The 25,693-nt window shown below is 51.6% G+C and carries 26 protein-coding genes; 9 read left to right on the top strand and 17 right to left on the bottom strand.

Features of this window, described 5'->3' with window-relative positions; genetic code table 11:
- Positions 1–35 precede the first annotated feature (35 nt).
- The 4 genes from pxpB to C1A11_RS11655 all read left to right on the top strand — a co-directional run bounded on the left by pxpB (position 36) and on the right by C1A11_RS11655 (position 4,053).
- The gene (gene pxpB, locus C1A11_RS11670) at positions 36–773 is read left to right on the top strand and encodes a 5-oxoprolinase subunit PxpB (protein ID WP_102050622.1); all 738 of its coding nucleotides are present in this window, start codon (positions 36–38) and stop codon (positions 771–773) included.
- On the top strand, positions 773–1,759 hold the full coding sequence (locus tag C1A11_RS11665; protein ID WP_102050621.1) for a 5-oxoprolinase subunit C family protein: 987 nt from the start codon (positions 773–775) through the stop codon (positions 1,757–1,759). Before pxpB ends, C1A11_RS11665 begins: the two co-directional genes overlap by 1 nt.
- A gap of 117 nt (positions 1,760–1,876) precedes the next feature.
- Entirely contained in the window at positions 1,877–2,704 is an 828-nt protein-coding gene (locus C1A11_RS11660; protein WP_102050620.1) for a putative hydro-lyase, read from the top strand.
- Between the two features lie 281 nt (positions 2,705–2,985).
- Positions 2,986–4,053, top strand: coding sequence for a helix-turn-helix domain-containing protein (locus tag C1A11_RS11655; protein ID WP_180950341.1), 1,068 nt, complete (start codon positions 2,986–2,988; stop codon positions 4,051–4,053).
- Between the two features lie 152 nt (positions 4,054–4,205).
- On the opposite strand, the gene C1A11_RS11650 is transcribed toward C1A11_RS11655, so the two are convergent.
- From C1A11_RS11650 to C1A11_RS11625, 6 genes are all read right to left on the bottom strand, one after another.
- Positions 4,206–4,634 carry a DUF3955 domain-containing protein gene (locus C1A11_RS11650; protein WP_102050618.1) on the bottom strand — a complete coding sequence of 143 codons (429 nt, stop codon included), beginning with the start codon at positions 4,632–4,634 and terminating at the stop codon, positions 4,206–4,208.
- A complete protein-coding gene (locus tag C1A11_RS11645; RefSeq protein WP_102051084.1) occupies positions 4,631–5,104 on the bottom strand; it encodes an RNA polymerase sigma factor in 474 nt (157 codons plus the stop codon). Before C1A11_RS11645 ends, C1A11_RS11650 begins: the two co-directional genes overlap by 4 nt.
- Positions 5,105–5,263: 159 nt before the next feature.
- The gene (locus tag C1A11_RS11640; RefSeq protein WP_102050617.1) at positions 5,264–5,473 is read right to left on the bottom strand and encodes a helix-turn-helix transcriptional regulator; all 210 of its coding nucleotides are present in this window, start codon (positions 5,471–5,473) and stop codon (positions 5,264–5,266) included.
- Between the two features lie 4 nt (positions 5,474–5,477).
- Positions 5,478–5,786 (bottom strand): DUF6442 family protein, encoded by a 309-nt coding sequence (locus C1A11_RS11635; protein ID WP_102050616.1) that lies wholly within the window; start codon positions 5,784–5,786, stop codon positions 5,478–5,480.
- 134 nt (positions 5,787–5,920) lie between these two features.
- Positions 5,921–7,297, bottom strand: coding sequence for an RNA polymerase factor sigma-54 (gene rpoN / locus C1A11_RS11630; RefSeq protein WP_102050615.1), 1,377 nt, complete (start codon positions 7,295–7,297; stop codon positions 5,921–5,923).
- Between the two features lie 266 nt (positions 7,298–7,563).
- Positions 7,564–8,457: a DUF4392 domain-containing protein gene (locus C1A11_RS11625; RefSeq protein WP_102050614.1), complete on the bottom strand. Its 894-nt coding sequence runs from the start codon at positions 8,455–8,457 to the stop codon at positions 7,564–7,566.
- A gap of 271 nt (positions 8,458–8,728) precedes the next feature.
- Between C1A11_RS11625 and C1A11_RS11620 the strand changes: the two genes are divergently transcribed.
- A complete protein-coding gene (locus C1A11_RS11620) occupies positions 8,729–9,055 on the top strand; it encodes a DUF3870 domain-containing protein (RefSeq protein WP_102051083.1) in 327 nt (108 codons plus the stop codon).
- A gap of 95 nt (positions 9,056–9,150) precedes the next feature.
- Here the strand turns inward: C1A11_RS11620 and C1A11_RS11615 are convergent, their stop codons facing one another.
- From C1A11_RS11615 to C1A11_RS11605, 3 genes are all read right to left on the bottom strand, one after another.
- Positions 9,151–10,452, bottom strand: a complete 1,302-nt coding sequence (locus C1A11_RS11615; RefSeq protein ID WP_102050613.1) for a M18 family aminopeptidase — start codon at positions 10,450–10,452, stop codon at positions 9,151–9,153.
- A gap of 217 nt (positions 10,453–10,669) precedes the next feature.
- Entirely contained in the window at positions 10,670–13,741 is a 3,072-nt protein-coding gene (locus C1A11_RS11610) for an EAL domain-containing protein (protein WP_102050612.1), read from the bottom strand.
- A gap of 50 nt (positions 13,742–13,791) precedes the next feature.
- The gene (locus tag C1A11_RS11605; protein WP_180950340.1) at positions 13,792–14,646 is read right to left on the bottom strand and encodes a Cof-type HAD-IIB family hydrolase; all 855 of its coding nucleotides are present in this window, start codon (positions 14,644–14,646) and stop codon (positions 13,792–13,794) included.
- A 171-nt stretch (positions 14,647–14,817) separates the two neighbouring features.
- On the opposite strand from C1A11_RS11605, the gene C1A11_RS11600 reads away from it, so the two are divergent.
- Positions 14,818–15,987 carry an MFS transporter gene (locus C1A11_RS11600; RefSeq protein WP_102050610.1) on the top strand — a complete coding sequence of 390 codons (1,170 nt, stop codon included), beginning with the start codon at positions 14,818–14,820 and terminating at the stop codon, positions 15,985–15,987.
- Between the two features lie 176 nt (positions 15,988–16,163).
- Here C1A11_RS11600 and C1A11_RS11595 read toward each other — a convergent pair whose 3' ends face one another.
- Genes C1A11_RS11595 through C1A11_RS11585 form a run of 3 tightly spaced genes read right to left on the bottom strand, consistent with a single transcriptional unit; the run spans position 16,164 to position 18,222 of the window.
- Positions 16,164–16,469 carry a hypothetical protein gene (locus tag C1A11_RS11595; RefSeq protein ID WP_180950339.1) on the bottom strand — a complete coding sequence of 102 codons (306 nt, stop codon included), beginning with the start codon at positions 16,467–16,469 and terminating at the stop codon, positions 16,164–16,166.
- A gap of 49 nt (positions 16,470–16,518) precedes the next feature.
- Positions 16,519–16,833, bottom strand: coding sequence for a hypothetical protein (locus C1A11_RS11590; protein WP_102050608.1), 315 nt, complete (start codon positions 16,831–16,833; stop codon positions 16,519–16,521).
- A gap of 18 nt (positions 16,834–16,851) precedes the next feature.
- Positions 16,852–18,222 carry an aldehyde dehydrogenase gene (locus tag C1A11_RS11585; protein ID WP_102050607.1) on the bottom strand — a complete coding sequence of 457 codons (1,371 nt, stop codon included), beginning with the start codon at positions 18,220–18,222 and terminating at the stop codon, positions 16,852–16,854.
- Between the two features lie 226 nt (positions 18,223–18,448).
- Between C1A11_RS11585 and C1A11_RS11580 the strand changes: the two genes are divergently transcribed.
- Entirely contained in the window at positions 18,449–18,661 is a 213-nt protein-coding gene (locus tag C1A11_RS11580) for a hypothetical protein (RefSeq protein ID WP_102050606.1), read from the top strand.
- A gap of 67 nt (positions 18,662–18,728) precedes the next feature.
- Here the strand turns inward: C1A11_RS11580 and C1A11_RS11575 are convergent, their stop codons facing one another.
- From C1A11_RS11575 to C1A11_RS11560, 4 genes are all read right to left on the bottom strand, one after another.
- Positions 18,729–19,100: a hypothetical protein gene (locus tag C1A11_RS11575; protein ID WP_102050605.1), complete on the bottom strand. Its 372-nt coding sequence runs from the start codon at positions 19,098–19,100 to the stop codon at positions 18,729–18,731.
- A 41-nt stretch (positions 19,101–19,141) separates the two neighbouring features.
- Positions 19,142–20,437 (bottom strand): 2-hydroxycarboxylate transporter family protein, encoded by a 1,296-nt coding sequence (locus C1A11_RS11570; protein WP_102050604.1) that lies wholly within the window; start codon positions 20,435–20,437, stop codon positions 19,142–19,144.
- A 300-nt stretch (positions 20,438–20,737) separates the two neighbouring features.
- Complete coding sequence (gene recQ, locus C1A11_RS11565) at positions 20,738–22,561, bottom strand: DNA helicase RecQ (RefSeq protein ID WP_102050603.1); 1,824 nt, start codon at positions 22,559–22,561, stop codon at positions 20,738–20,740.
- 21 nt (positions 22,562–22,582) lie between these two features.
- The gene (locus C1A11_RS11560) at positions 22,583–22,819 is read right to left on the bottom strand and encodes a Smr/MutS family protein (protein WP_102051082.1); all 237 of its coding nucleotides are present in this window, start codon (positions 22,817–22,819) and stop codon (positions 22,583–22,585) included.
- Between the two features lie 142 nt (positions 22,820–22,961).
- Here C1A11_RS11560 and trxA point away from each other — a divergent pair, with 142 nt between their 5' ends.
- Both trxA and trxB read left to right on the top strand, forming a co-directional pair.
- On the top strand, positions 22,962–23,291 hold the full coding sequence (gene trxA, locus C1A11_RS11555) for a thioredoxin (protein ID WP_102050602.1): 330 nt from the start codon (positions 22,962–22,964) through the stop codon (positions 23,289–23,291).
- 16 nt (positions 23,292–23,307) lie between these two features.
- Positions 23,308–24,219, top strand: coding sequence for a thioredoxin-disulfide reductase (gene trxB / locus C1A11_RS11550; RefSeq protein WP_102050601.1), 912 nt, complete (start codon positions 23,308–23,310; stop codon positions 24,217–24,219).
- A 166-nt stretch (positions 24,220–24,385) separates the two neighbouring features.
- Here the strand turns inward: trxB and C1A11_RS11545 are convergent, their stop codons facing one another.
- Positions 24,386–25,600, bottom strand: a complete 1,215-nt coding sequence (locus C1A11_RS11545; protein WP_102050600.1) for an Nramp family divalent metal transporter — start codon at positions 25,598–25,600, stop codon at positions 24,386–24,388.
- Between the last annotated feature and the right edge of the window lie 93 nt (positions 25,601–25,693).

Below are 25,693 nucleotides of genomic sequence, written 5' to 3'. Positions count from 1 at the left end.
TTTTCTCAATGCAATCAAAAAGGAGGCACCCTATTATGGAGGCTGTGAAGTTTTTACTCACGGGCGATACCTCTGTTTCTGTCGAATTTGGCAACGAAATCTCTACGGAAATCAATGCTAAAATTCGCGCTTTCAACATTGCTCTTTCGAGCAGTGGAATTGAAGGCATCGTCGAAACTGTCCCCACCTATCGCTCTCTCATGGTTCACTACGACCCGGAAATCATCGGCTATGACGCACTCGTCAAGCAGATGAAAAAACTGTTCAGCAAGTTGGGTAGCATCGAAATCCCGCCCAGCGATGTGCTGGAAATTCCGGTGCTGTACGGCGGCGAAGAAGGTCCCGACCTTGAGTTTGTCGCAGAACACAGCGGCAAAACGGTCGAAGAGGTTATCAAAACTCATTCTTCCACCGAATATCTCATCTATATGCTTGGCTTCACACCTGGCTTTACTTACCTTGGCGGCATGGATAAAACCATTGCCACGCCGCGCCTTGCCACCCCGCGTGTTATCATTCCGGGCGGGTCTGTCGGCATTGCAGGCGAGCAGACCGGCGTTTACCCCATTGACTCCCCGGGCGGCTGGCAGCTGATTGGCCGTACCCCGGTAAAGATGTACGACGCTGCGCGTGCCAAACCCATTCTGCCCGAAGCCGGCGGCTACATTAAGTTCCGCCCCATCGACCGCGCCGAGTATGAAAAAATCAAGGCAGAGGTCGAGGCTGGCACCTATGAGTGCCGCCGCTATCCCAGAAAGGAGGAGAGCAAATAATGAGCATCCGTATCACAAACGGCGGTCTGTTGACCACCGTGCAGGATAAAGGCCGTTACGGCTATCAGGAGTTCGGCGTGCCGGTTTCCGGCGCAATGGACCCCCACTCTATGGCGATTGCTAACATTCTTGTAGATAACGACGAGAATGAGGCAGTGCTCGAAGTGACTCTTCTGGGACCGCGTATGGAGTTTACGCAGGATAATATCATCGCTGTAACCGGCGGCGACCTCGCCCCTACCTTGGATGGCGCCCCGCTGCCGATGTACACCGCTGTGCTGGTGCGTGCAGGCCAAACGCTGGCTTTCACTGCACCGCGCACCGGCTGCCGTGCATTTATTGCTTTTGCGGGTGGCCTTGCACTTACCCCCGCCATGGGCAGCTGTTCCACCTACTTAAAAGCTAAAATCGGCGGACTGGAAGGCCGTAAGCTGGACAAAGGCGACGAGATTGCATTCCGCGCACCAGTCGTTGCGCTGCCCAATATGGAAAAGCGCACCCTTCCCGCTGTTGATTTTCGCGCCACTGAGCATGAACTGCGTGTCGTAATGGGCCCGCAGAACGATTATTTTACCGATGCGGGCATCGCTACGTTTCTCAGCGAGACCTACAGCGTTACCAACCAGTTTGACCGTATGGGCTGCCGTCTGGATGGTACTGTAATCGAACATGTAAAAGACGGCAACATCATCTCGGACGGCATTTCCTTTGGTGCCATTCAGATTCCTTCGGAAGGCAAGCCCATTATTATGCTGGCAGACCGCCAGACGGTCGGCGGATATACTAAGATTGCGACCGTAATTTCTGCTGATTTCTCGGAGATCGCGCAGGCGAAAGCAGGCGATAAGATCCACTTTCAAAAGGTTTCTATTCAAGAAGCACAGGACCTGTACCGGGCCAAAAAGCGCTGGCTGCGCGCACTGCGTGCCACGCTCGACGCTGTGCCCTCCGGCCCGCGTTTCGACGACTACTACTGGGGCTACTAGCCGTACCGTTTCGCTGTGGTGTGCAGACCCGGCGAACAGCATTGCTTAACCCTACCGTAGCGCTTGAAGCTGGCCCAGGCCTAAGTTTCGTAAAAGCTCAGAAAGGAATGGTCGTTCATGGCTAAATTTGATATCACTCCTTATATTAATATGTCGCCAGCCGAGGTGCGCAGCCTTATCCGCGCCGGAAAGATTGACTTTCCCACAGCGGGTATGTGCCGCGGTTACGCCCAGGCAAACCTCGTAATTCTGCCGTCCGAATACGCGGCAGATTTTAAAGAGTATGCACGCAAGAACCCGTTCCCCTGCCCTATTCTGGAGATTATTGAAGGCACACCGGAAACCCACGATATGGGCGAAGGCGGGAATATCGTCACCGATATCCCCGAATACTTCATTTACCGCAACGGCAAATTCAGCGAACGCGTAAAAGACGCTTCTGCTTTTTGGCAGGATGGTTTTGTTGGCTTTTTAATTGGGTGCAGCTTCTCGTTTGAAGAAGCGCTGATGAAAGCCGGCATCGAAGTCCGCCATATTGCAATGGGCTGCAATGTCCCGATGTACAAAACGAACATCATGACAGAAAAAGCCGGCCTGTTTGAAGGCCCGATGGTATGCAGCATGCGGCCTATGACTCCGGAAAACGCTAAGCTTGCTTACGAAATCACCGAGAAATACCCCAACGTTCACGGCGCGCCGGTGCATATTGGCGATCCCGCCGAGGTGGGCGTTGCGGATATCAACAAACCGGATTATGGCGATCCCGTCGAAATTCGCCCCGGCGAAGTGCCGGTTTTCTGGCCCTGTGGCGTTACTCCGCAGGCTGCCATTGAAAACGCAAAACCCCCGATTGTCATTACCCATTCGCCCGGGCATATGTTCATCACCGATGTGCTGAATACCGAGTTGAACGATTACCTGGAAGCGAAAAAACAAAATCAGTAACAAAACTTTTGGAACAAGTAAGGAGAATCCCCACCCGACAATGCTTCGGGTGGGGATTTCCTTTTTTCTGCAATATTTTCTGAACAGCGCAAAAGTCAGCAGTCCTTCCACCACTGCCGGGCATCGTTTTAAACCACGAGTGTGATCGATTTGTATTTTAACCTACGGTTTATTTTTTGTCTTATAATTTACCAAATATTCAATTGTCTCTTGGGGGATCCTCTGCTAGAATGGTGTTAGTGCAAGGCCTGCAAAAATACTACCTTGAAAGGATGAACCCAATGCCATTAAATGCAGTTGTGCGCGAAAAGCGCAAAGAACTTGGCCTAACGCAAGAGCAGGTGGCCGATTACCTTGGCGTAACCGCACCTGCCGTGCATAAATGGGAAAAAGGTGCCACCTATCCGGATGTTGCCCTTTTGCCCGCTCTGGCACGGCTTTTAAAAATAGATTTGAATACTCTGCTGTGCTTTCACGAAGAGCTTTCACAAAAAGAGATTGGCCTTTTTTTAAACCGCGTTACCGAAGTTTTTCACAGCGAAGGGTTTGGGGCCGCCCTCGCCCTTGCGATGGAAAAAGTCAGGGAATACCCGGCGAATGCCGGTTTATTGCATTCGCTGGCTATGGTGCTGCAAGGTTCACTGATGATGACCGATTTGCCGGTGCAACAAAAGGAAAGCTACGAGGCACGGATTATTGCGTTATATGAGCGGGTAGTGGATTGCAACGACCCCAAATACTCAAGCCAGGCAAGTTATATGCTGGCTTCCCGACTTATCACCGCAAAAGAATACGAAAAAGCCCAGGAACGTTTAGATGCTCTACCGGAGCCTAATGCGTTAGACCGACGCACCTTGCAAGCCCGGCTTTGGATGCAGATAGGGAAAAGCGAAGACGCTGCACAGCTATTAGAGCACAAACTGTTGGCAAGCCTGCAAGAGATGCAGGCCACCTTAACCAGCTTGGCAACCATCGCAGTGCAAGAGGGCGACGAAGAAACCGCGCTGCAGCTTGCACAATGTGGACAACAACAAGTAGAGCTGTTCGGCTTGTGGAACTATGGTGCTTACCTTGTGCCGCTAGAAACCGCAGTAGCACGCAAAGATGTGGCAGGCACACTTTCCACCCTGCAAACTATGTTGGCTGCCCTGCTTGTTCCATGGGAGATGACAGCTTCGCCTGTTTGCAAGCACATCGCTCAAAAACCGGGCGAAAAAAATTTTGGCGCTGCGTTCCTAGCCCCCGTTTTGCAGGATTTGGAAAACAGCCCGAGCTACGATTTTCTGCGTACAGAGCCTGCCTTTGAGCAGCTTTTGGGGCAATACCGTGCCAAGCTGGAAAACCGCTAATCTAAGCGCAGCCCCAAACCAAAGACGCATAAGAAAAGCCTTGCACCGTTTTATCCCGGTGCAAGGCTTTTTTACAAGGCTGTCTGGTATATCTTAGCCTGCTTTTATAAAATTAAAGTTTGCAGCAAGCTTATGGTCCTGCCGCAAGTCGGCTATCGCATCCGGCTTTTGATGGATACCACCAGCAAAGCGAGTGCATTCAACAAGCCGAAGAAGAAAAACAGCCACGCCAGGGGAATCAGGTAAAAAGGCTCTACCAGAGTACCATCTGCGGCTACATAGCTGCCAATCACGTTATAGGCAATAAAACAACAAATACAAGCGAGCATGGCCAGCAATAGGCCTCCCTTCAAAAAAGATTTTGCTTTGCTCTTGTTTAATGCGCGTGCCGCCTGCCGCACAGGTTCTATCTCAATGTTTTTTTCTTTATAGCAAAAGTCCTCGTCCATTTGGTCAAGCAATGCACGGCAGCTTTCGCAGGTTTTCAAGTGCTCCTGCACAATGATGCGGCTTTCTTCGCTGCAAATATTGTCATGGTAAAGCGGCAACAGATCGTTGATGATTCCGCATGAAATTTTCATATCAATTTCTCCTTTAGTTTTAATTTGCCGCGGTGGTATGTGACACGGGCCCAGGTTTCTGTTTTGCTGAATAACTCCGCAATGCGGGCAAACGATAACTCGCCAAAAATACGCAGCATGATTACTTCTTTATAAGGCTCTTCCATATCGTGGAGAGCCCTGTGCAGCTCCATTGCAGATTCCTGCGTCAGTACTGTTTGCTCCGGTTCGGTGCCGCCAGCAGTTTCTGGCATTTCTTGCGCCGCAAAACGTTTTTTGCGCTTATACTGGGTGAAATAAGAATTTTTTGCAATTTGGCATAGCCACGCATAAACGCTGCATTCGCCTTTAAAGCTGTCGATGCTGTTCAGCGCTTTAAAAAAGGCATTCTGCGTCAGCTCTTCCGCCTCTGCCTCGTTATGGCAGAGCGACAGCGTAAACTTATAAACATCACCGTAATATTTCGCGTACCATTCTTCAAAATCAGTCACATTTTCACCTCGCTTTCCCCTATTAGACTGCGGGAGAGATATTTCGTTACAAGAAAACAAAAAATTTTTTAAAACTTTAAGCGAGTATACAGTTACACGCAATTTTCGCTTTTGGTCTGTACAAAAAACGAAAGCTGCGTGTTTTTTTATGATGGTCAATTATTCAAAATAAAAAACTTCTTCAAATTTTTTATCCAGCGCTACACAAATAAGCAATGCCAGCTTTGCACTGGGGCAAAATTGCAAGTTTTCAATCGAGCTGATGGTCTGGCGCGACACATTTACTAGCTCTGCCAGTTCGCCTTGGGACATTCGTTTTTCTGCACGCCACATGCGAATACGGTTTTGCAGTTCTAATCTATTTTCCATTTTATCACCATGTCACAATCACGTAGCTCAGCGCAAACGCCACTGCGGCAATCATGCCGCAGATGGCAGAAACCAGACTGGAAGTTGTTTTGTAATAGCGGTATTTTTCTATATAGCCCAGCCCTAAATAGCCCCAAAAAAGTGCCAGTAAGTCTTGCCCGGGCAGGCCTTTCCAAGTTTTATAGACCCATAGCAAAATAAAAAAGATACCAAGGCCGATTTCTCCCATTCTGCGCGAACGGTCTTCTATGAATTTTTCGCCCTCGTCCTGCTGGGTTTGTTTGTTGCGGCGCAAAATTTCTTCTCTATCCATCTCCAATAACTCCTTTGCAGCACTATTATGTACGACAAATTGTAATATAAACTTTATATTATGTCAAGTATACAAGACAATAATTGCACAAAAAAACTCCGCAGCCCTATCGCAGCCTGCGGAGTTTTGATGGTTTATATTGAAGGCACCTTGCGCGCAAAGGCTGCGGGAATTCCGAGCTCTTCACGATATTTCGCAACCGTGCGACGGGAAATAGGAGTGCCCAGTGCCTCCATGCGCTGGCGGATTGCTTCGTCCGAAAGCGGCTTTTGTTTATTTTCGTTGCCTATCAGCTGACGCAGACGTTCTTTTACCGCCCCGGTGCTCACAGCAGTTTCGCCAAAGCCTGTCAGTTTTGCGGTAAACAGGCTGCGCAGCGCTACCGTGCCATTTTTGCAAACGATATATTTACCGCTTACCGCCCGGCTTACGGTGCTGGGGCTCAGTTCCAACTTTTCGGCAAGGTCGGTAATGGTCATCGGCTCTAATGCAGCTGCACCGGTTTCAAAATAATTGCGCTGCCATGCTACCACTTCTCGTAAAATGCGCAAAATTGTATCGGTACGCTGGTGCAGGTTACCCAAAAGCTCCTGCGCCTTGTTGCGGTTTTTCTTTAAGTATTCTCGCGTTTCTTCATCCCGCACGGTTTTTATCATGCTGCAATATTCTTGCTGCACCACCAGCTTGGGCAACGCTTCTTCATAATAGCGAATCACCAGTTCCCCGTTTTCTTTGAGCACTTCGGCTTCAGGTATGACATATTGGCTGCCGCTGCCGGAGGGATACCCGCGGCTGGGGATGGGGTTCAGCCGACGTACGGCATCACACCAGCGCAGTGTTTCGGCCTGTGGCAGCCCCAGCAGTTTCGCAAGCTTTGCATACTGGTTGCTGCCCAGCAGCTCCAGCCCTTCGCGGATAATTTTCAGCGTATACTCGTTAAAATCAGTGCTTTCTACCAGTTGCAGCACCAAACATTCTTGCAGATTACGCGCACCTACGCCGGTGGGCGAAAGGCTTTGCACGGCATAAATCGCCTGCTCGGCATTAAATACCGAGATACCCAGCTCCTCTGCCAGCTCTTCTGCGGTTTGGGGCAGATAGCCACGCGGGTTTAAAGACTGTGCGATATACAGGCAATGCTGCCGCAACTCTAAGGGCAGCGCCGCTTCTTCTGTAATCTGCCGGCACAGCATATCGGTAAACGTCTCTTCACTTATCATTCCGGCAAAAGGGTCCTCTATTTGGGCCTCACTTTGCCCGTGACGGTCTGTACCGGTTTTATATTGTGTAGACCAGCGAATCTCCTCTGTTTCCGGCGCAAAAAGTGGCTCTGGCCGCTCTTGCGATTGGGGGTATTCCAGCTCTAAAAGCGGGTTTTCGTTAGCAGCACAGGTCAAATAATCCTGCAGTTCAGCCAAAGGCATGCGCAGCACTTCAAGTGCCTGCCGCATTTGCTGGTTCATGATTAGCTTTTGTTTCTGTGCAATTTGCAGTTCAATGCCTGCTGCCATTTGATGTCCCCCTATCTATATCTCAACCTGCCGACCCATTGCAAAAGTGCATGGCTCCAAAACAAGTTCTGGTTTTGATTATATAGAAAATACAAAAAAATATCAAGTTTTAGCGAAAAATCCGACAAACAAGCCAAATACTTTACATCAAATTACAGCCTTAAATATGCCATATCATTGTAAGAAGAAAAAGAACAGCGCTTTCGGCTGCCCGTTCGCGCTGTTCTTTTGTATATCATTTTTCTAAAATTTTTACAGGATAACGTTTATGCACCCTTACGGCAGGGCGCAAGAGCAGCTTCGGTAATTGTGCGCAGCTGGCGCAGCAGGGCAATATGCCGTTCCATCGGCAAAGCATCCACCGTAAGCGCAGAGCACTTGGTGCAACCATCCACAGCACCGGTAAGCACTATGGTTTCCAGCAGCAAAGCCTCCTGCTCATCCGTCGGCAGCAGATTTTTTTGGGCCACCAGCGAAAGCAGCGATGCAATGCCCCAGCCCCACCAGTTGGATACACCAGACACCAGTGTATGGTCTGACACCAGTGCCGCACAAACCTTTTCTCCGTGCGGTACAAGGCGCGCTATTGCATCAGCGTAGCTGCCCATGCCCAGCTCGTTGCCGCCATCGCCTACCGCAATGGTGGTAACTTGAGCGGCTTTTGCCTGTGCAAACAGCGTATCGGTATCGGTTACCATGCGGTCGATGACCTCGCCGCGCATATTATGATAATGCCCGTCAGCAGCTTTGCCCGGGCGCTCAATCGCAATCAGGTGGGTCGGTGCAAATGTTTGAAGCAACTGTGCTGAAAAGGCAGTAGAGTCGGTGGCAGGCATTACTATCAAATCAGCTTCTGGCGCACGCTGTGCAAGCGCAGCCTTTACGACAACTGCGTTAGGCGCATCGGTTACAACTTTTACCTGCACACCGCAGCGCATCAATGCTGCCGCCAGGTGTGCTGCGCCAATGGGGCCGTCTGTTTCGGCGCGCACACCGCGCTCGGCACAGTCTACGGGGAATCCGGTTACAATAAGGGCACGCTTTGCGCCCGCAAGCGAACGCTGCACTTCTGCAAGAGGCAACGCTTTTACCGCAGAGATCAATCCGCGGCCGCCGAGGTCCTGGCAAAGCAGCAGCTGAAGTTGCTGATAGTAATTCATCACACTGTCTTCCTTTCATTTTACCCTTTTGGGCTTGGGCTCGGCAAAGCGTTGGAAGGCAATAAAAAAAGACCCACCGAACCTACACCGTGTGATTCGTGGATCTTGCTTATTGTGGGATGTGCCGGGCAGGCCTCCCGATAAACAAAAGAATCTATGCGTATCATACTGAAAAATCTTTGTAAAGTCAAGCGATTTTTACAGGTTGCCCTTTTAAAAAAGGTGTTTCCGTGGTATATTGTTAGAAAACACAAAAAACGCGGAGGAAACTATGAACTATCCCGAAAATACTGTGCTGATTGTAGGACATGCCAAACCCGGCAAAGATGATGCCATCTACACGGTGCATGGCGAGTTTTACATCAGCCTTGTGGTGGAAAAAGCCACCGGAATCATTTTGGACCTCGCATGCAATACAATTCTTGATGTTACCTGCCGCTTCGCGGCCGACCTTTTCGTGGGCAAAAGCCTGGTGCGCGACCTGGACGAAATCGAAGATTCTATCCGCACCCGTTATTTTGCCTTCACGCAAAAGCCGCTGATTGCCTGTCTCAAAGATGCAGCCAATCGCTACCAGATGGCCTGCTGCGAAGACTGATTTGTTCCTTACACGCAGCACCTCTATGTTTTTCTTGCACATTCAAAAAACGACCGGTCTCTCAATGAGACTGGCCGTTTTCTTTTTGCTCTTTTTTACAGGCAATAGCAGCCGTCGGCCACCGCATGCAGCTTTGTTTCGTAAAGTGCGCGGCTTACCTGCACCAGCGCAGTCAAATCCTTCGTACCCGCGGTTTCGTAAGAAGAATGCATCGCAAGCTGCGGCAAACCGATATCCACCGCATTGAGCGAAACCTGGGTGTTAGAGAGGTTCCCCAGCGTGCTTCCGCCCGGCAAATCCGAGCGGTTGGCAAAGGTTTGCACCGGCACCTCTGCACGTGCGCAAATGGTGCGAAAAAGCGCCGCCGAAACAGCATCTGTTGTATACTTTTGGTTTGCGTTGTATTTGATTACGACACCCTCGTTCAGAAACACCGGGTTAGAAGCGTCGGAGTACTCGGGGTGGTTCGGATGGACAGCGTGTGCATTGTCTGCCGAAACCAGCAGGCTGGAGGCAAGCGCAGCATGGTAATCTTCGTGGTCGCCACCAAGGCCGGTGCAAACGCGCCGCAGCAGATCAGCCAAAAAAGTGGAGCAGGCACCCTGTTTGGTGGTACTGCCAACCTCTTCGTTATCAAACATGCACCAGAGGCACAGTCCTTCATGGCGGGCCTGTAAAAAACCTTTCAGCGTGCCATAAACACAGCCAAGGTCATCCATGCGGGGCGCGGCAATAAACTCGCCGTCAGCGCCCAACACCGTGCCGAGCATGCGGTTATACAGCAGCAAATCCGATGTGACAATCTGCTCTGGCGTAGTACCTGCGGCCTCTGCTACCTGTTGCATTAAGCTGCCTTTTGCGGCGGCACTGCCGTACAGCGGCAGCATATCTACTTGGGCATTATATTTGTACCCACAGTTTACTTCGCGGTTCATGTGGATGGCAACACTGGGAATCAGCAGCAGGTCGCGGTCGATGGCGAAAAGTTTTGCTTCAATTCCCTGCTCGGTACGCACCAGCACCCGCCCTGCGATAGAAAGCGGGCGGTCGAGCCAGCTGGAGCAGATCATCCCGCCGTAACCCTCGGTATTGAGCACGGTGTACTGGTCACGAATCAGCAGCTCGCCATTTTCTTTGATTTTATAGCCTGGCGCATCACCATGGCTTGCGGTAATTTTGGCCGGGCCCCAGCCTTCCAGCGGCACCGTAAAGGCCGCGATGGTTGAACAGTTGCGGGTGACATAGTATCTGCCGCCCGGCACAAGTTTCCAGCGGGCACTCTCTGCCATCGGTATAAATCCTTCGGCTTTCAGCATTTCTGCTGCTTGTGCCACCGCATGAAACGACGTTGGCGCCGCTGCGATAAAATCAATCAATTCTTTCACGATAGGTTCCATTGTTAGAGGCCATTCCTTTCTTGAAAAGCGCGCCGCTTATCTTTTACAAAATGGGGATGCTTTGGCACGCAGGGTATACAGACAACGCTTAAAAAGTTTTATAAACTTTGTCTCTTTTATTTTCTATGCATGCCAAAGAGCATAAAGTAGCGGTTGCGGCCATGCGTGTTGTTTCGCGCGGTGCTTGCCGCAGTGCTTATGGACAAAAATTCTGTATTCAGCCCTTGTGGTCGATGATGCTGCGGCGGAACTCTTCTGCCGAGAGCGTTGTGGTATACAAATCGCCCTGCAGCTCATCTACACCGATGCTGCGCAGAAAATCTGCTTGCTCTTCCGTCTGCACATCCTCGGCAGAAAGCCGCAGCCCGAGGGTGTTTGCCATTTTGCAAATACTCTCTGCAATCAATTTTTTCTTGCCCGCATCCGGGCCAAAAAAACTGGAGTCCAGACGCAGTGCGTCAAACGGGTAGCCGGTGAGCGTATCCAGCGAAGACCACCCACTGCCAAAGCCGCCAAGCAGCAGCAAAAAGCCTTGCCGCTTCAGCTCCCGCATGGTGCGGGCCAGCCGCACCTTGTCACCCGTAAACACGTTTTCTGGCACTTCCAGGCAAACCAGGCTGCGCGGCACCTTGTGCTTTTCACAGATAGCGCAAAGCCGCGGGATAAAATCTGACATTGCAAAATGAAGCCGGTCAATACGCAGAGAAACCGGAACCTGCCTTTTTTCTGGCCAGCTGGCAAGTGCACCGCAAATCTGGTCAATCAGCTCATAATCGAGGTCCAGCACAAAACCGTTTTCTTGAAACACCGGCAAAAACTGCGAGGTAAGCAGTTGCCCGGCACTGCGGTTGTTCCACCTCACCCAGGCGCGCGCGCCAGTTACGGCATGGTCTGCCGCCGCATATTTCGGCTGAAGATAAAGCTCAAACTCTTTATTTTTCAGTGCGTCCTGCTGGTTTTCTTCTATCTTTTGCCGCAGTGCATACATTCTGCTCTGTTCTGCACCATAGTAAACGACTGGCACGCCGCTTTCTTTTGCTTTGCGACAAGCAATTTTTGCCTTCTCCATCAATGTGTCCACGGGTTCCTCAGCTACGGCGTCCACCACACCTGTCACGAGATTAAAACTGTGGGTGCCAATTAAAGAAAGCCGTATCGGCTCAAAACTCATCATCAGCATTTCAATGCGGTCACGTGCCGAAACGCCGGGTTTACGCCGCAGCAAAAGCGCGTAGCGGTTCGCGGTAAGCCGGCAAGCAAGTTCGCCGTCTGTCAGTTTCATGCGCAGTTGGCGTGCAAAACGCAGCAAAATCTGGTCACCGACATTGGTACCAAACAGCTCATTGATATCGCGAAAGCGCACTACGTCCAGCATCAGAAGCTGCCAAGATGCGTCCTCCGCTGCGAGCAGCCGGCGCGCAGCAGTCTGGCGGAACTGCCCATAGAGCGGCAATCCGGTTAACGGGTCTCGGCGGCGGGCCCGCTCTTTGTAATAAACGCGCAGCAAAAACGGTCCCAGCAGCTTTGCTGTCAGTGCCAGTGATTGCTTTTCGTTGCTGTTCCAAAGCCGGGTACGCGCGCAGCTGTGAAAGCCGATAATCGCACGCAGTACACCGTCTTGATATGCCCCGACCTGGAACACCATCTGCACTTTTCGCTTTTTCAGCAGGCGCTGAAGGTTTTCCGGCAGAGCATCAACCTCTTCGCACAAAAATTTGCCGTCGGTAAAAGGTTCTTCCTGTATCGGCATTAAATCGCTCACCCGCTCGGTGGGGCGCAGCGGCTCTATACCTTGGGCACACCAGTCAAACAGCAAATGGCACAGCGATGGATCTTCTTCGTCTACCTGATAAACAAACGCACGGGAGGCATTATAATGCTCGCCCGCCATCATCAGCACCTGGCTTACGGCGCGGTCAGCGTCCTGGTCCTGGTACAATCTCTCAAAAAAAGTAAACAGCAGGTTATCGTCAAAATCGCCGCTGTCCTCTACACCGTGAATGCGCAGACCTGCCACTGGGCCACCTACCAGCGCTTTGGTGTAGGCCACAACGGTATCCCCTGTTGCAGTTGCCTTGCCAAGTGCAAGGTCTGCCGCATGTAGCACATCCGCCATTTCGGCACCTTTCGGCGGCACCACAACGTAGCCTACACTGGCTGTGGACGAAATCTTTTGCATGCCTTCATCCACTGACTGCCGCAGCTCTTTGCAGCACTGTGCAGCAAACTCTGCTGCCTGCTTTGCGCTGCGCACCGGCAAGAGCAAACCAAAAGTTCGCTCGCCAATACGCCCCACTGTGGCATCCGGCCCGGCCAGCTGCACCAAACGGGTAGCTGCGTGGACCAAAAATCCGCGGGTTTGTATCCAGCCCAGCCGCGCAAGCAACTGCGGATAACTGTCGATTTGCAGCGTGCAGAACACCATGCGGGTTCCGCTGCGGCGCAGCAATTCTGCTTCCATCCGCTCGCGAAAAGCCTCGCCGTTGTAGATGCCGGTGAGTCCGTCTTTTTGGGCACGCATTTCCATCGCGATGGCGGCGCGCTTTTCGTATTCAATATCGCTTAGCAACCCCACCGCTTTCATTGGGCTGCCCGCTTCGTTGTACAGGGTGTTGAGCGTGAGCCGGCACCAGCGGTAAACACCATATCCGGTGCGCATACGCAGCTCAATGGTGCCGCCGGCACCGCCTTCGCGTACACTTTCATGCAGCTGCCGAAAGGCGTGCTGATCCGGCGGGTAAATGTTCTGCGCAGAGGGCAGGCCATCTTCGTCGACTGCAAGCAACGGCTCTGCACGCATCATCTCGCGCCAGAAAATCGATTGATAACCTGCCTCCTGCAGATTGCCCGAACGGATGTCCCACTCATATGCCTGCTGGCTGGTTGCGCGCAGCAAGGTACGAAAACCACCAAACCATTCCTGCAGGCGCTGGTATTGCTCGCTCAGCGGGCTGCCTGCCGGGCTTACTACACCCCAGACATCCTGCCCCTGGCGCACTCCGGTAAACTGCACCGGCAGCGGCTCTCCGCCTGCTTTTTGCAGAATACGCAGCCGCATCGAAATCTCTTCGCCTTCGGCAAAAGTACATTCCAGCAGCGGCAGATCCTCGGGATAGACCAGTTCGCCCAGCGCGGTACCGGCAGCTACGCCATCCAGCACGGCAGAAAGGCCCGGCACAATATAGCTGAGCTGCGGGCCGTTTTCTGCCAGACGGACACAGCAAAGTCCCCATGCAAAGCACGGTAGCGGTTGCCGGTTTTCAATCATTTGGTCAGGTCTTTCGGACATTGGTATCTCCTTTGGCGATGGGTGGACTCGCCCAAAAGTGTGAGCAGAGGCTATTGGTACAGCGGCAGCTCGCCGCCTTTCAGTATCGTTTGTATGGCGATTGCCACACCGTCGTTTTGGTTGCTTTCGGTTACATGGCCCGCGGCGCGGCGGATATGATCTTTCGCGTTGCCCATGGCGACGGGGTAGCCCACCGCGTGCATCATCGCAATATCGTTTTCTCCATCGCCGATTGCCATTACCTGCTGCGGTGTAATGCCCATTACTTCACAAAGCGCGGCAATGCCGTCTGCTTTTGTGGCACCAAGCGCGTTGCATTCAATGTTGTGCGGCATTGAGGTCGTCACCTCGGCCAGTTTCATCTCTCGCAGCTCCGCCATCAGGCGTTGGCGTTTTTCTTCCGGTAAAATACAAGGGGCGTTTATTTTGCAGATGCCATCGGGGTTGCGCAGCAGATGCGCGCGCAGGTCGGGCACTTCAACACCGATGCGCATAAATGCCCGTAAATGGTCCCGCTCGTCCGGAAAAGTATCCAGCAACGCAAAATCGCGCGGCTGCATCAACATTTTATCACGCTGGTAAATCATCGGGGCCACTTCTTCTGCCCATAGCTTATCCAGTAGCGCGACAGTGGCCTCGGCGCTCATATATTTGCCATACAGCACTTGGCTTGCCGCTACGTCTACCACCTCGGCACCGTTGGCAACAATGGCGTATTGCAGCGGTGGCAGCACTTTCAGCTGGTCAAGCAGCCGGGTAAGGATGCGCCCCGTGGTAGGCACTATCGGAATGCCCGCCGCATTTGCAGCTGCAATGGCTGCAATGTTTGCTGGCGAGATTGTGTGGTGGTCTTCCATCAGCAGGGTGCCGTCAAGGTCCACACAAATCAGTTTAATATTGGGCATCTTACGCTCCGTTTCTTTGAAGAATCTATACATTTATTATATATGCTTTCGGCAAAAAAGCAATCTGCCGGGGCTGCGGCGGTTTACAAGTCCTTCCTCGTTTGCTATACTCGGGAAAGATATACCGATGCCTTTGATCTGCATCGTTGCTTGCTAGGAGGGCTCTAACTTATGACGATACTGCTGGTTTTGATTTACCTTGCTTTTATCGGGCTGGGACTGCCGGATTCGCTGCTTGGTGCAGCATGGCCCCAGCTGCGGATTGATATTGGCGCGCCGCTTTCGGGCGCTGGCATGGTTTCTATGATTGTCACTGCCGGTACTATTGTTTCCAGCCTTGTAAGTGCGCGTGTAATCCGCCGTTTCGGCACCGGTAAAGTCACGGCCATTTCTACCGCGCTTACCGCAGCCGCATTGCTGGGCTACGCTTTTGCCCCTGCTTACTGGTGGCTTTGCATTATGGCCATACCGCTTGGGCTTGGCGCTGGTGCAGTAGATGCCGCACTAAACAATTTTGTTGCGCTGCATTATAAAGCACACCATATGAGCTGGCTGCACTGTTTTTGGGGACTTGGCGCAACTGCCGGGCCTATTCTGCTCTCGGTGTTTTTGGCCCGTCCGCAAGGGTGGCGCACCGGCATTCGCAGCATTGGTCTGTTGCAGCTTGCGCTCGTGGCTGTGCTGACCTTCTCTCTGCCGCTGTGGCGAAAGGTTACCGAAAAAAAGGAAATCGGCAGTGCTGCCACCTCAGAGCCGGTTTCTAACCGCGAGGCCCTGCGGCTGCGTGGGTTGCCTGCCGCATTGCTCACCTTTTTTTGTTACTGTGGTGCCGAGCTGGGCTGCGGCCTTTGGGCCAGCAGCTTTTTGGTGGCCAGCCGGGGGGTTGCGCCGGCACAGGCTGCGGGGTGGGTTTCACTGTATTACGCCGGCATTACCGCAGGGCGCTTTTTCTCCGGCTTTGCGATGCATCGGCTTACCTGCCCGGCAATGATTCGGCTCGGTGGATTAACCTCCCTTGCCGGATGTGTTATGCTGGTGCTGCCTCTGCCGACAGTTTTTTCTGCAGTGGCACTAGTGCTGATTGGACTGGGCTGCGCACCGGTCTATCCTTGCATGATACACGAAACCCCAGCACGCTTTGGCGAAGCGAACTCGCAGACTGCGATGGGCCTGCAAATGGCCACCGCCTACTGCGGCAGCACCTTAATGCCGCCGCTGCTGGGCCTGCTTGCACAACTGGTTTCGGTAACCGTGTTTCCGTGGTTTTTAATGGTTCTCTTTGGGCTTATGCTGGTTGCCAGCGAGGTGGCTGCACGCCTCACCCAGCCTCACGCATCTTAGTTTATTTTTCGCAGCTTCCCCATCTTTCAACAAAGCTGTAAATTTTTGTTGATTACTTGGGCTTTAAGGGCAAGATGAAATGACTCTGCACATTTTTAAATTTTGAAAAAAATAAAAGCCGGGCGCTGACAGCGACCCGGCTTTTCAATTTTTTAATGACGTTGATGCGCACCGCTTTACAGCGGATATACGATACAAGCCATTAGTGTAATAAACCATGCAAATGCAAGTACCAACATAATCCCCATGGTTTGCTTCTCCTGCGGAGTCAGCGCTGACCAATGCCGCGACTTTTCATCCCTTTTTGCAAAAGTGGGGAAAAGCAGCGGCAGAAAAATCACCACTGCGGCGTAACCGCCGACCGCAGTCACCGAGAGGTAAAACCGAGAAAGGGGAAGCAGCTGAAAAAGACACAAAAGATTCCACAGCACTCCTGCAAGCAGCAGCAAATTCATGATGGCTCTTTTTGTTTTTATTTTCATTATGTTCTCCATTTCAGCGTAGATGTACATGGCAAGGTCTTGTATCCGTTTATTTTTTACGCAGCAGGCTGCCAAAATAGGTGCCTGCCATTGTAAAGCTGGTAAAACTCATAATGTAAATGCTGGCGCTGCTGTTGTAATAAATCCAGACCGTCGGTACAAAAAGGATACCGCAAGCGATGGGAAACATCAGCTGAAAGCCATGTTTTCGGCCATAAAACAAGCCATCCAAAAGGCAAACTGCCGGGATGATAACAAGCAACATCAGCATGGCAAGCCCGGTGTCTTTTATCAGCAGCGGCAGCAGATAGAAAGCTGCGGCTGCAACGCCCAGGTAGGGCAGCATCGGTTTGTACTGGTTCATTCATTTTCTCGCTTTCATTTAGTGTAAAAACATGCGCAGCAGTTTTTCTTTTTTCTCGTCGTACGGCTGGTAGCGAATCGGCAAATCCACCCAGTTCGCTTTTTTCACGATGCTGCGATAATGGGTAAAGGTATCAAAACTGGCCTTGCCGTGGTAGCTGCCCATCCCGCTTGCCCCCACGCCGCCAAACGGCATTGCAGTGGTCGCGAGATGAATGATGGTATCATTAATGCATCCACCGCCAAAACTGCAGCGCGAAAGCAGATACTCTTCATGCGCTCGGCTGGTGGTGAAGAAGTAGAAAGCAAGCGGTTTCGGGTGGGCACATACGTAATCTGCCACCTCCGAAAGGTCGCGGTAGGTCATCACCGGCAGGATGGGGCCAAAAATCTCTTCCTGCATCACAGGGCTTTCCGGGGTAATATCGCCTAGGATGGTCGGCGCAATGCGCAGTTTTTCAGGCTGTGTTTCACCACCGGCAAGAATCTTTTCACCCTCCATCAGTCCACAAATACGCTCGAAATGCTTTTGGTTGACAATGCGGCCGTAATCACGGTTTTCCAGCGGCTTTGCACCATAGCATTCCGTAATCGCCATTTTAAGGTAGCCTACCAGATGGTCTTTCACCGATTCGTGCACAAAAAGATAGTCGGGCGCTACACAGGTTTGGCCTACGTTGAGGTATTTGCCAAACGCAATGCGTTTTGCCGCAAGCTTGAGGTTTGCTGTTTCGTCCACAATGCAGGGGCTTTTGCCGCCCAGCTCTAACGTAACCGGCGTAAGGTTGCGGGAGGCTTTTTCCATGACAAGCTTGCCAACCTCTACGCTGCCTGTAAAAAAGATATAATCAAACTTTTGTTCCAGCAGCGCAGTGTTTTCCGCTCTTCCACCGGGTACCACTGCAACGAATTCTTGTTGAAACAGCCCGGCAAAAAGCTGCCCCAGCAAATCACTGGTAGATGCGCTGTACGCACTGGGTTTGATGACCACGCAGTTACCTGCCGCAATTGCGCCAATCACGGGGTCAAGGGTGAGCATAAACGGGTAATTCCATGGGCTCATTACCAGCACTACGCCATACGGCTCTGGCGAAACAAAACTGGTCGCTTTAAACTGGGCCATCGGGGTTTTTACCCGCCGTGGCCGCGCAAACCGGGCCATGTGCTTTTGCTGGAACCGAATCTCATCGAGCACCAGTCCTATTTCACACATATAGCTTTCAAAATCGCTTTTGCCAAGGTCGTTGCACAAAGCGTTGCAAATCTCTTTTTCATGCAGGCGAATGGCCTGCTCTAACTGTCGCAGTGCCGCAAGCCGGGCCGCTACAGGGCGGGTTGCACCCGTTTTAAAATAAGCATGCTGGCTTTCTACCAGCTTTGCAATTTCCATAAAAGGATCTCCTTTCGAGCGTTTTGTTCTTATGCAAACAGTATAACATGAGCATTTTAAAAAAAATAGTAGGCGTTTTGGTTACACAAATAAAAATATGTGCACAATAGACAAACAACATAATGTTTTTTCAAAAAAATCATAAAATTTTTACAAATTGCTCTTTTCAAATGGTTTTAAAGTGAATATAATAAAAACGAAGTAAACAATGCATGGAGGCATTTGTATGGAACCTAAAAAGCATCGTGTGCGCCGGATTGAAAACGGTGTACTCTGTTTGCTGGCGTTTCTGCTGATCATCGTACCTGCAATTTGGTTTTCTTCGGGATGGCTGCGTTTTGCCATGGCAGCGCTGGCCGTCGGTACGCTGGCAGTCGCCGGTTTTGTCGCATGGTCTCGCGAAAAACGAGCCGGCATTTCTGTGGACCAAAACGTCTGATTTTTCTGTTTCTTCATACTGGCAAAAAAACCGCATTTTACAATGCGGTTTTTTTGTTTGCTTTATTTTATTTTTTTGGCTGCGGGGGGCTGTAATAGTAATTAATTATGCTTAACAAAACTGTCATCAGCACCACTGGCCCCAGTTCAAAATTTTTCTTCCAAACGCCTGCAAGTACCAGTGCACCCCCAAATGAAAACATCCTAACCGCAAAACCGGAAGCAAATTTTCTAAAGCCTTTGCTGCGCAGCTCTGCAATAATTGCGGCAATCGCAACAATCAGCATCAATACCAGTACCGTGACTGTGAGTACTAAAAAAGCACAAATACCCACCGTTCCAAACGGCCAGTCGCGCCACATTGCAAGCAGCAGGTAGCCTACCATCGCCAAAAACAATGCAAGCAGCCAATTGCATACTTTTTTGATTTTGATTATCATTCCCTGCCTCCTGTTTGCTGTTGCGGACACCGGCAGACAATTTAGCCTACCAAACGCACCAATATACCGCCCAGCGTCAACATCAACGCCCCACAGGACCGCGTAACGATTTGCGCAAAGGGCAGTAGTTCCATGCGGTGTGCACTGCTTAATACTGCCACGTTGCCGCTGCCGCCCATGTTGGTGGTACACATACCGGCAGAAATAGCAGCTTCAACCGGGAAGAAGCCGATTAGCTTACCAGCAAATGCTGCGGTGGCAATAATAACAAGTTCCACCACAACCACCGTAATCAAAAATGCGGGGGTCATATTTTTTGCAATCGTCGCAAGGTCAATCAGCGTAATGCCGATGCCGACCAGTGCTGCATTTGTCCAGCCGTGAATGGCAAAGGTGCCCCACTGGCGTGCTGCATCTTCAATCGGCTCTGGCAAAATACCGATGCATTTCACCACTACTACCGCAATAATCATCCACGCATAAATCGGAATAATCGGCACAAAGCGGTTCAGCAGCTGACCCAATGCGTAAAATGCCAGTGAGATAACCAGGCCGGTGCAAAGCTTTGCTACCGACGCGGGGCTCGGCACGCTTTTTTTCACCGGGCGGCCATCGTTTACCAGCTGGCCGTTGCCGGTCCAGCTCGGGTGTTTGGTACCTGCGTTGTTCAGCAGGCCAGCTACAACAATCGCAATGCAGTTGCCCAGAACGGTTGCCGGAGCCATACGTGTCAGAATATCCGAGGCATCTAGCCCAAGCTGGGTGGCATAAATAGAAGAAAGCGGTACAGTGCCGGCTGTCATTCCGCCGCTGGTCATCGGCATCAGTACATACAAAATATTATCCCAAAATCCGTTGCCGAAAAATACGCCCAGCAGCCCGCAGCAAAGGCCGCCGACAATCAGGCAAAACACCGCCAACGGCAGCAGTTTTACAGAAGCACGCAGCAAAAGGTTTTTATCAATGCTGAACAAGCTGCCGGTAATCAAGGCCGAGATGTAAAGAATCAAAAAACCCTGCCGGTTGACAAACTCATCCATTAAGGCCATTGCATTTTCCGGCACAAGGCCCCACAGGGTCATCAATGCACCGCCAAAAATACAGATAACCGATCCACCAAGATAGGTTTTCACAACGGGTACTGTGTTGCCCAACGTGCCCATGCCTTCGCCCAATACCATCAAAAACAAAAAGGCTCCAACCATATTTGCGGGGAGGCAATCCAGTGCGGTTATTGCAATCACCAGCACCAAAACCACTAAGTACAGCCAAAATGGCAAGCCCAAAATTTTGGGCAAGCTACTTTTTCCACTTTTGCTCAACTTGGAAGATTCCATTTTCCTTCTCCTTTACAAAACACAAACCGTCCTCTTGCGGTCTGCTGCCCGTAGCGGGTTGGACAATATTTTTAATATTTTTCCAAAGCCCTAAACAATAACAATCCTCAGTATAGCGCGATACTGCATGAAAGCGCAATACTTTGGCGGAAATCAAAATTTTTCTGCCGTTGCCCTGTTCATGAATCCTCAATCGAACTATCAACAAAGCAAGCTTTCTGCCATAACTATTTTTTGCCTGTTTTGTTACTGCTTTTCGCAGGCACACTCTTCTGCTTGCAGTTTTAAAAGACTGCCGTATTAATTACTCTTTTCAAGATATTCCCGTACCGCAGCGGTAAACTCTTCGCCATAGCGATTGCATTTTACAGTGCCTACACCCTTAATACCCGCAAATTCTGCATTGGTGCGCGGCAGATGGGTTGCAATTTCGCGCAGCGTTGCATCGGTAAACACCGCGTACGCCGGTACCCCTGCACTGCGTGCAAGCGAGAGCCGCAACGCCTTCAGCTGTGCCAGCAGCTCCGGGTTTGCCGATTGTTCTGTGGGCGCTTTTTCGCCGCGCACCGCTCTGCGCGTTGCTACTTTCAGTTTAACCGTAAGCGATTCGCCAGAAAAGACTTCTTCGCTTTTTTCGGTGGTTTCCAGCACAGGGTATTCGCCTTCGCCTACTGCAAGGTAGCCCTCGCGCACCAACGCGTCGAGTATCGCACGCAGCGCAGCATCGCTTAATCCTGCAAGGGTACCAAACGCCTCGGTGCTGGCTGCAGTTGCCTTGGCACCGGGTGCTGCACGCAAAATAGCACTCAGTGCGTTTTTGCCATATGCTCTGCCCAGTCGGTGCAGCTGCTCCACACATAGAACAACCTGCTTTGCAGCCGGGGCAATGTCCACTGTTTCAAATCCGTCTTTGCAGTTGGAGCAATTGCCGCATTCGGACGGAGCCGTTTCGCCAAAATACCGCAGAATAAACCCGCGCAGGCAGTCGGTCGTGGTGGCATAAAACGTCATGCGTTTCAGCCGCTCTGACGCCTGCTCTTGCACCTTGGCTCTGGTTTCGGGGTCCATTTCTTCTTCGTCCCGCCCATGCTCAATAAAATACCGTCCGGTAATTACATCCTGTGGGCTATAAAGCAGAATACATTTCGCCGGTTCTCCGTCACGCCCGGCGCGGCCAGCTTCCTGATAATAGCTCTCCAAATCCTTTGGCATATTATAATGTATAACAAAGCTGACATTGGATTTATCAATGCCCATGCCAAACGCATTGGTAGCGACCATCACTTCTGCTCGGTCGTACAAAAAGTCGTCCTGGTTTGCGCGGCGCTCGGCATCCTCCAGCCCGGCATGATAACGGGTAGCCGCAATGCCCTGCTGGCGCAAAAACTCACACACCGCCTCTACCGCCTTGCGGGTAGAGCAATAAACGATGCCGCTTTTACCGCCAAAATCACGCAGGTGGCCCAGCAGCGCAAGGTTTTTGTTGCGGGGCTGCTCTACACAAAACTCAAGGTTAGGCCGGTCGTAGCCTGCCATATATACCAGCGGTTCTTCCAGCCCCAGTAGCGCAAGAATATCCTGCCGCACCCCGGCGGTGGCAGTAGCAGTAAACGCACTCAGCACCGGCCGACGCGAAAGCTTGCCGATGAACTCTGCCACCGAAAGGTAGCTGGGGCGAAAGTCCTGCCCCCACTGTGAAACACAATGGGCTTCATCCACCGTAACCCGGCGAATGTCCGCCGTTTCCGCAAACCACAAAAAAGCCGGAGTCAATAAACGCTCCGGCGCAACATAGATAATTTTATAAGCGCCCATCATGGCACGGCGCAAAGCCTCTTGTTGCTGGCCGGGTGTCAGCGAGCTATTGATATAAGCCGCGCGCACGCCTGCCTGCAACAACGCTCCTACCTGGTCTTTCATCAGAGAAACAAGCGGCGAAACCACAAGGGTAATCCCCTCGTCCATCAGTGCTGGCACCTGGTAGCAGATAGATTTACCTGCACCGGTGGGCATAATGGCAAGCAGGTCGCGTCCTTCTGCCATTGCATCAATAATCTCTGCCTGGCCGCTGCGAAAGCTGTCATACCCGAAATATTGTTTTAGTATCGTTTCTTTTTGTTGCATGATAATTGATTCCTTTATGATTCAAAGCTCCCGCAAAATCAGCTCGGTTATGCTGTCGTTGACCGGCGCAAGCCGCAGTATGCCGGGGCGGGTGCTGTATTCGTCGGCGATCATATCCCGCAGCGCAGTGCCGCCGTGACAGCCGTGAACCAGCCGAATGCGGTAGACGCCTTTCGCCCGGCGCAGCGCAGCGTCGATGGCCACCTTAGCCTGATATCGGTTTTTGCCGTGCAAGTCCAGCGTAAGAATGCCCTGCATGCAATCGCCTCCTTTGTGCTTATCTATGATACCACGGTTTTGCCTGTTTTGCATTGTTTTCCTTTATGTGACAGTGTCACAGTTTTTTTAGGGGTAATCGGGTATCATACCATCATAATCATAATCGAGAGGATTCATCAGCATGGATATTTTAAAAATCACCAAAGAAAATTTTGCCGCCGCAGTACAAAACGCCGAGCGCCCGATATTGCTGGATTTTTGGGCACCGTGGTGCGTTTACTGCCGCCGCATTGCACCGGCGCTGGATAAGATTGCCGAGGAGTATGCGAGCAAGCTTACTGTTGCAAAATTGAATATTGACGATGCACCTGAACTGGCAGAACAATTTGGCGTGCAGACGATTCCTACCCTGCTGCTGTTTCAAAAAGGCGCGCATGGCGAGGGCATCATCGCGCCGGAGTCCAAAGCTAAAATAGAAGAGTGGCTTTCACAACAGGGCCTGGAAAAATAAACGGAGGTAACGTGCAATGAAACAATATGATATAGCGATTATCGGCGGCGGACCTGCAGGATATTCTGCCGCGCTTTACTGCGCACGTGCAGGTTTTACCACCGCTGTGCTGGAACAGCTGGCTCCTGGCGGGCAGATGTCCACCACAAACGAAATTGACAACTATCCTGGCTTTGATGATACTGTGGACGGGTTTGACCTCGCAGAAAAAATGCAGCGCGGGGCCGAGCGTTTTGGCGCTGTTACCGAAATTGCCGATGTTACTTCGGTGCAGCTTGCAGGCGATACGAAGCTGCTGAAAACTTCGGAAGGCGATTTTGAGGCCCGGGCGGTGATTATTGCCACCGGCGCTGCCCCGCGTGAGCTGGGCGTTGCCCACGAAAAAGAGCTGCGCGGCCGCGGCGTAACCTACTGCGCCACCTGCGACGGCAGAATGTACAAAGATAAAACCGTGGTCGTGGTCGGCGGCGGCAATACCGCTGCGGCAGATGCGCTTTTTCTCGCGAAACTTTGCAAAAAAGTTTACCTGGTACACCGCCGCGACAGCCTGCGTGCCACCAGGCTTTATATTGATGCGCTGCAAAAGATGAAGAATGTAGAGTTTATCTGGAACAGCCAAGTCGCCGAGTTTTTATATGATGCCAAAGTACAGGGTGTCGTAGTTAAAAATGTGCAGACCGGGGAAACCCGCCGCATTGAGGCGGAGGGCATTTTTGTTGCTGTGGGCCGTGTGCCGAACACCGCTATGTTCCAAGGCCAGCTCGAGCTGGATGATGCCGGCTATATTGTCGCGGACGAGAGCACACGTACCAGCCTGCCCGGTGTTTATGCCGTCGGCGATGTACGCACCAAGGTGCTGCGGCAGATTGTCACCGCAGCAGCAGATGGCGCTGTGGCCTCGCATTATATCGAAGAGTACCTTGCTTAGCATCGCTCTCTTTGCCCGGGTGGCCCGCAACACCGATATTGCAGAAAAAAGCCCTTTGCTTTTCGCAAAGGGCTTTTTCCTTCAAAGAAAGTGTGTGTATTAAAGGAACAGCTTAAGTAGTTTAGGTGCGGCTTAAACACAAAACTCAAAATACGCTGTGCTTTAATTAAAAGAGAGAAAGAATGCTGCTGATGCCGATGATGAGCGAGATCAAGAATACGCCGCCACCGAGCAGATTCTGTACCCAGGTGTTTTTATATTTGCCCAGCACGCTGGTACGGCTGGCAAGGAAGAGAACGGTAAACACGATGATAGGCAGGAACACACCATTGACTGCCTGCGCGGCCATAATGATGGTGATGGGGTTAAAGCCGGTTGCAGCACCGATGATACCGATGACAACGATGATGATGTTGGTCCAGTGGAAGCGTTTATCGCTTTTGTCCATACCCCAGCCAAACAGGCCTGCCAGCACGTAAGAAACGCCAAGCGGAGTGATAACCGCAGAGGAAATACCTGCTGCCACAAGGCCGATGCTAAGGAAGGGCTGTGCCAGGCTGCCGAGTACCGGCTCCAGCTGTACGGCCATATCTGCAGCAGAGTTAACAGACATGCCGCGCATTACGGTGCCTGCGGTGATAAGTACCGAGCCGGTGATGATGCCGCCGATGATCATAGAAACTTTGATATCGAACTTAGAGAGCGGCAGCATACCGGGGTCTTTCCAGGTTTTGCGGGCGCTGGTGGCATGGATGAACATGTTATAAGGAACTACCGTGGTGCCAATCATCGACACACAGGTCATAATCGCACCTTCGGGAACGGTCGGAATCGCGCCGCGCATCAGCTCGCCAAGGTCGGGTTTTACAATAATCATGGTAACAACGAAAACCACAGCCATAATAGAAACGCATACAGTAAGCAGCTTTTCAAGTGATTTTACTGCGTTGCCCCTGCTGACGAGCAGCAAAACGCCGAGGCCCCAAAGCGGCGCAACAATTTTGGACGGGATGCCAGTGATGGCAGAAATGCCAATGGCTGTGCCGGTGAGGTCACCGCTCATATAGGCAACACCGCCCAGAGAAATGGCGGCCGCAACCAAGGTGACCATGAAATACTTTAAGAACTTACGGCCTTCCAGCTCTTTTACAAGCTCTTCTGCCAAACCGTTTTGGGTAACAATACCCAGTCGGGCTGCCATCTCCTGCATTACTACAACAGCAATAACCGAGAAGATGATGGTCCAGAGCAGTGCGTAGCCATAGCCTGCGCCTGCACGGGTTGCGCTGGTGATAGTGCCGGGGCCGATAAATGAGCCAACAACCAAAATGCCAGGGCCGACGGCTTTCATTTTATCTTTTAAAGTGTATTTTTTATCCATTTGGCTTCCTCCTAAAATCTGTTTAAAGTGCTGTTAAGAGTCCACAGGCTCGAATAGCGCTTTCTCAATTTCAAGGCGGAATTACGCTCTGCC

The organism is Pygmaiobacter massiliensis, from assembly GCF_900199435.1.
Lineage (GTDB): Bacteria > Bacillota > Clostridia > Oscillospirales > Ruminococcaceae > Pygmaiobacter > Pygmaiobacter massiliensis.
The sequence above is the reverse complement of the archived record's forward strand: the minus strand, read 5'-3'. Positions and strand labels throughout refer to the sequence as shown.

Bases quoted from the DNA above. Each gene is read 5' to 3' on its own strand.
- pxpB (WP_102050622.1), top strand. From the start codon at position 36: ATGGAGGCTGTGAAGTTTTTACTCACGGGCGATACCTCTGTTTCTGTC.
- C1A11_RS11665 (WP_102050621.1), top strand. From the start codon at position 773: ATGAGCATCCGTATCACAAACGGCGGTCTGTTGACCACCGTGCAGGAT.
- C1A11_RS11660 (WP_102050620.1), top strand. From the start codon at position 1,877: ATGGCTAAATTTGATATCACTCCTTATATTAATATGTCGCCAGCCGAG.
- C1A11_RS11655 (WP_180950341.1), top strand. From the start codon at position 2,986: ATGCCATTAAATGCAGTTGTGCGCGAAAAGCGCAAAGAACTTGGCCTA.
- C1A11_RS11650 (WP_102050618.1), bottom strand. From the start codon at position 4,634: ATGAAAATTTCATGCGGAATCATCAACGATCTGTTGCCGCTTTACCAT.
- C1A11_RS11640 (WP_102050617.1), bottom strand. From the start codon at position 5,473: ATGGAAAATAGATTAGAACTGCAAAACCGTATTCGCATGTGGCGTGCA.
- C1A11_RS11635 (WP_102050616.1), bottom strand. From the start codon at position 5,786: ATGGATAGAGAAGAAATTTTGCGCCGCAACAAACAAACCCAGCAGGAC.
- rpoN (WP_102050615.1), bottom strand. From the start codon at position 7,297: ATGGCAGCAGGCATTGAACTGCAAATTGCACAGAAACAAAAGCTAATC.
- C1A11_RS11625 (WP_102050614.1), bottom strand. From the start codon at position 8,457: ATGAATTACTATCAGCAACTTCAGCTGCTGCTTTGCCAGGACCTCGGC.
- C1A11_RS11620 (WP_102051083.1), top strand. From the start codon at position 8,729: ATGAACTATCCCGAAAATACTGTGCTGATTGTAGGACATGCCAAACCC.
- C1A11_RS11615 (WP_102050613.1), bottom strand. From the start codon at position 10,452: ATGGAACCTATCGTGAAAGAATTGATTGATTTTATCGCAGCGGCGCCA.
- C1A11_RS11610 (WP_102050612.1), bottom strand. From the start codon at position 13,741: ATGTCCGAAAGACCTGACCAAATGATTGAAAACCGGCAACCGCTACCG.
- C1A11_RS11605 (WP_180950340.1), bottom strand. From the start codon at position 14,646: ATGCCCAATATTAAACTGATTTGTGTGGACCTTGACGGCACCCTGCTG.
- C1A11_RS11600 (WP_102050610.1), top strand. From the start codon at position 14,818: ATGACGATACTGCTGGTTTTGATTTACCTTGCTTTTATCGGGCTGGGA.
- C1A11_RS11595 (WP_180950339.1), bottom strand. From the start codon at position 16,469: ATGAAAATAAAAACAAAAAGAGCCATCATGAATTTGCTGCTGCTTGCA.
- C1A11_RS11590 (WP_102050608.1), bottom strand. From the start codon at position 16,833: ATGAACCAGTACAAACCGATGCTGCCCTACCTGGGCGTTGCAGCCGCA.
- C1A11_RS11585 (WP_102050607.1), bottom strand. From the start codon at position 18,222: ATGGAAATTGCAAAGCTGGTAGAAAGCCAGCATGCTTATTTTAAAACG.
- C1A11_RS11580 (WP_102050606.1), top strand. From the start codon at position 18,449: ATGGAACCTAAAAAGCATCGTGTGCGCCGGATTGAAAACGGTGTACTC.
- C1A11_RS11575 (WP_102050605.1), bottom strand. From the start codon at position 19,100: ATGATAATCAAAATCAAAAAAGTATGCAATTGGCTGCTTGCATTGTTT.
- C1A11_RS11570 (WP_102050604.1), bottom strand. From the start codon at position 20,437: ATGGAATCTTCCAAGTTGAGCAAAAGTGGAAAAAGTAGCTTGCCCAAA.
- recQ (WP_102050603.1), bottom strand. From the start codon at position 22,561: ATGCAACAAAAAGAAACGATACTAAAACAATATTTCGGGTATGACAGC.
- C1A11_RS11560 (WP_102051082.1), bottom strand. From the start codon at position 22,819: ATGCAGGGCATTCTTACGCTGGACTTGCACGGCAAAAACCGATATCAG.
- trxA (WP_102050602.1), top strand. From the start codon at position 22,962: ATGGATATTTTAAAAATCACCAAAGAAAATTTTGCCGCCGCAGTACAA.
- trxB (WP_102050601.1), top strand. From the start codon at position 23,308: ATGAAACAATATGATATAGCGATTATCGGCGGCGGACCTGCAGGATAT.
- C1A11_RS11545 (WP_102050600.1), bottom strand. From the start codon at position 25,600: ATGGATAAAAAATACACTTTAAAAGATAAAATGAAAGCCGTCGGCCCT.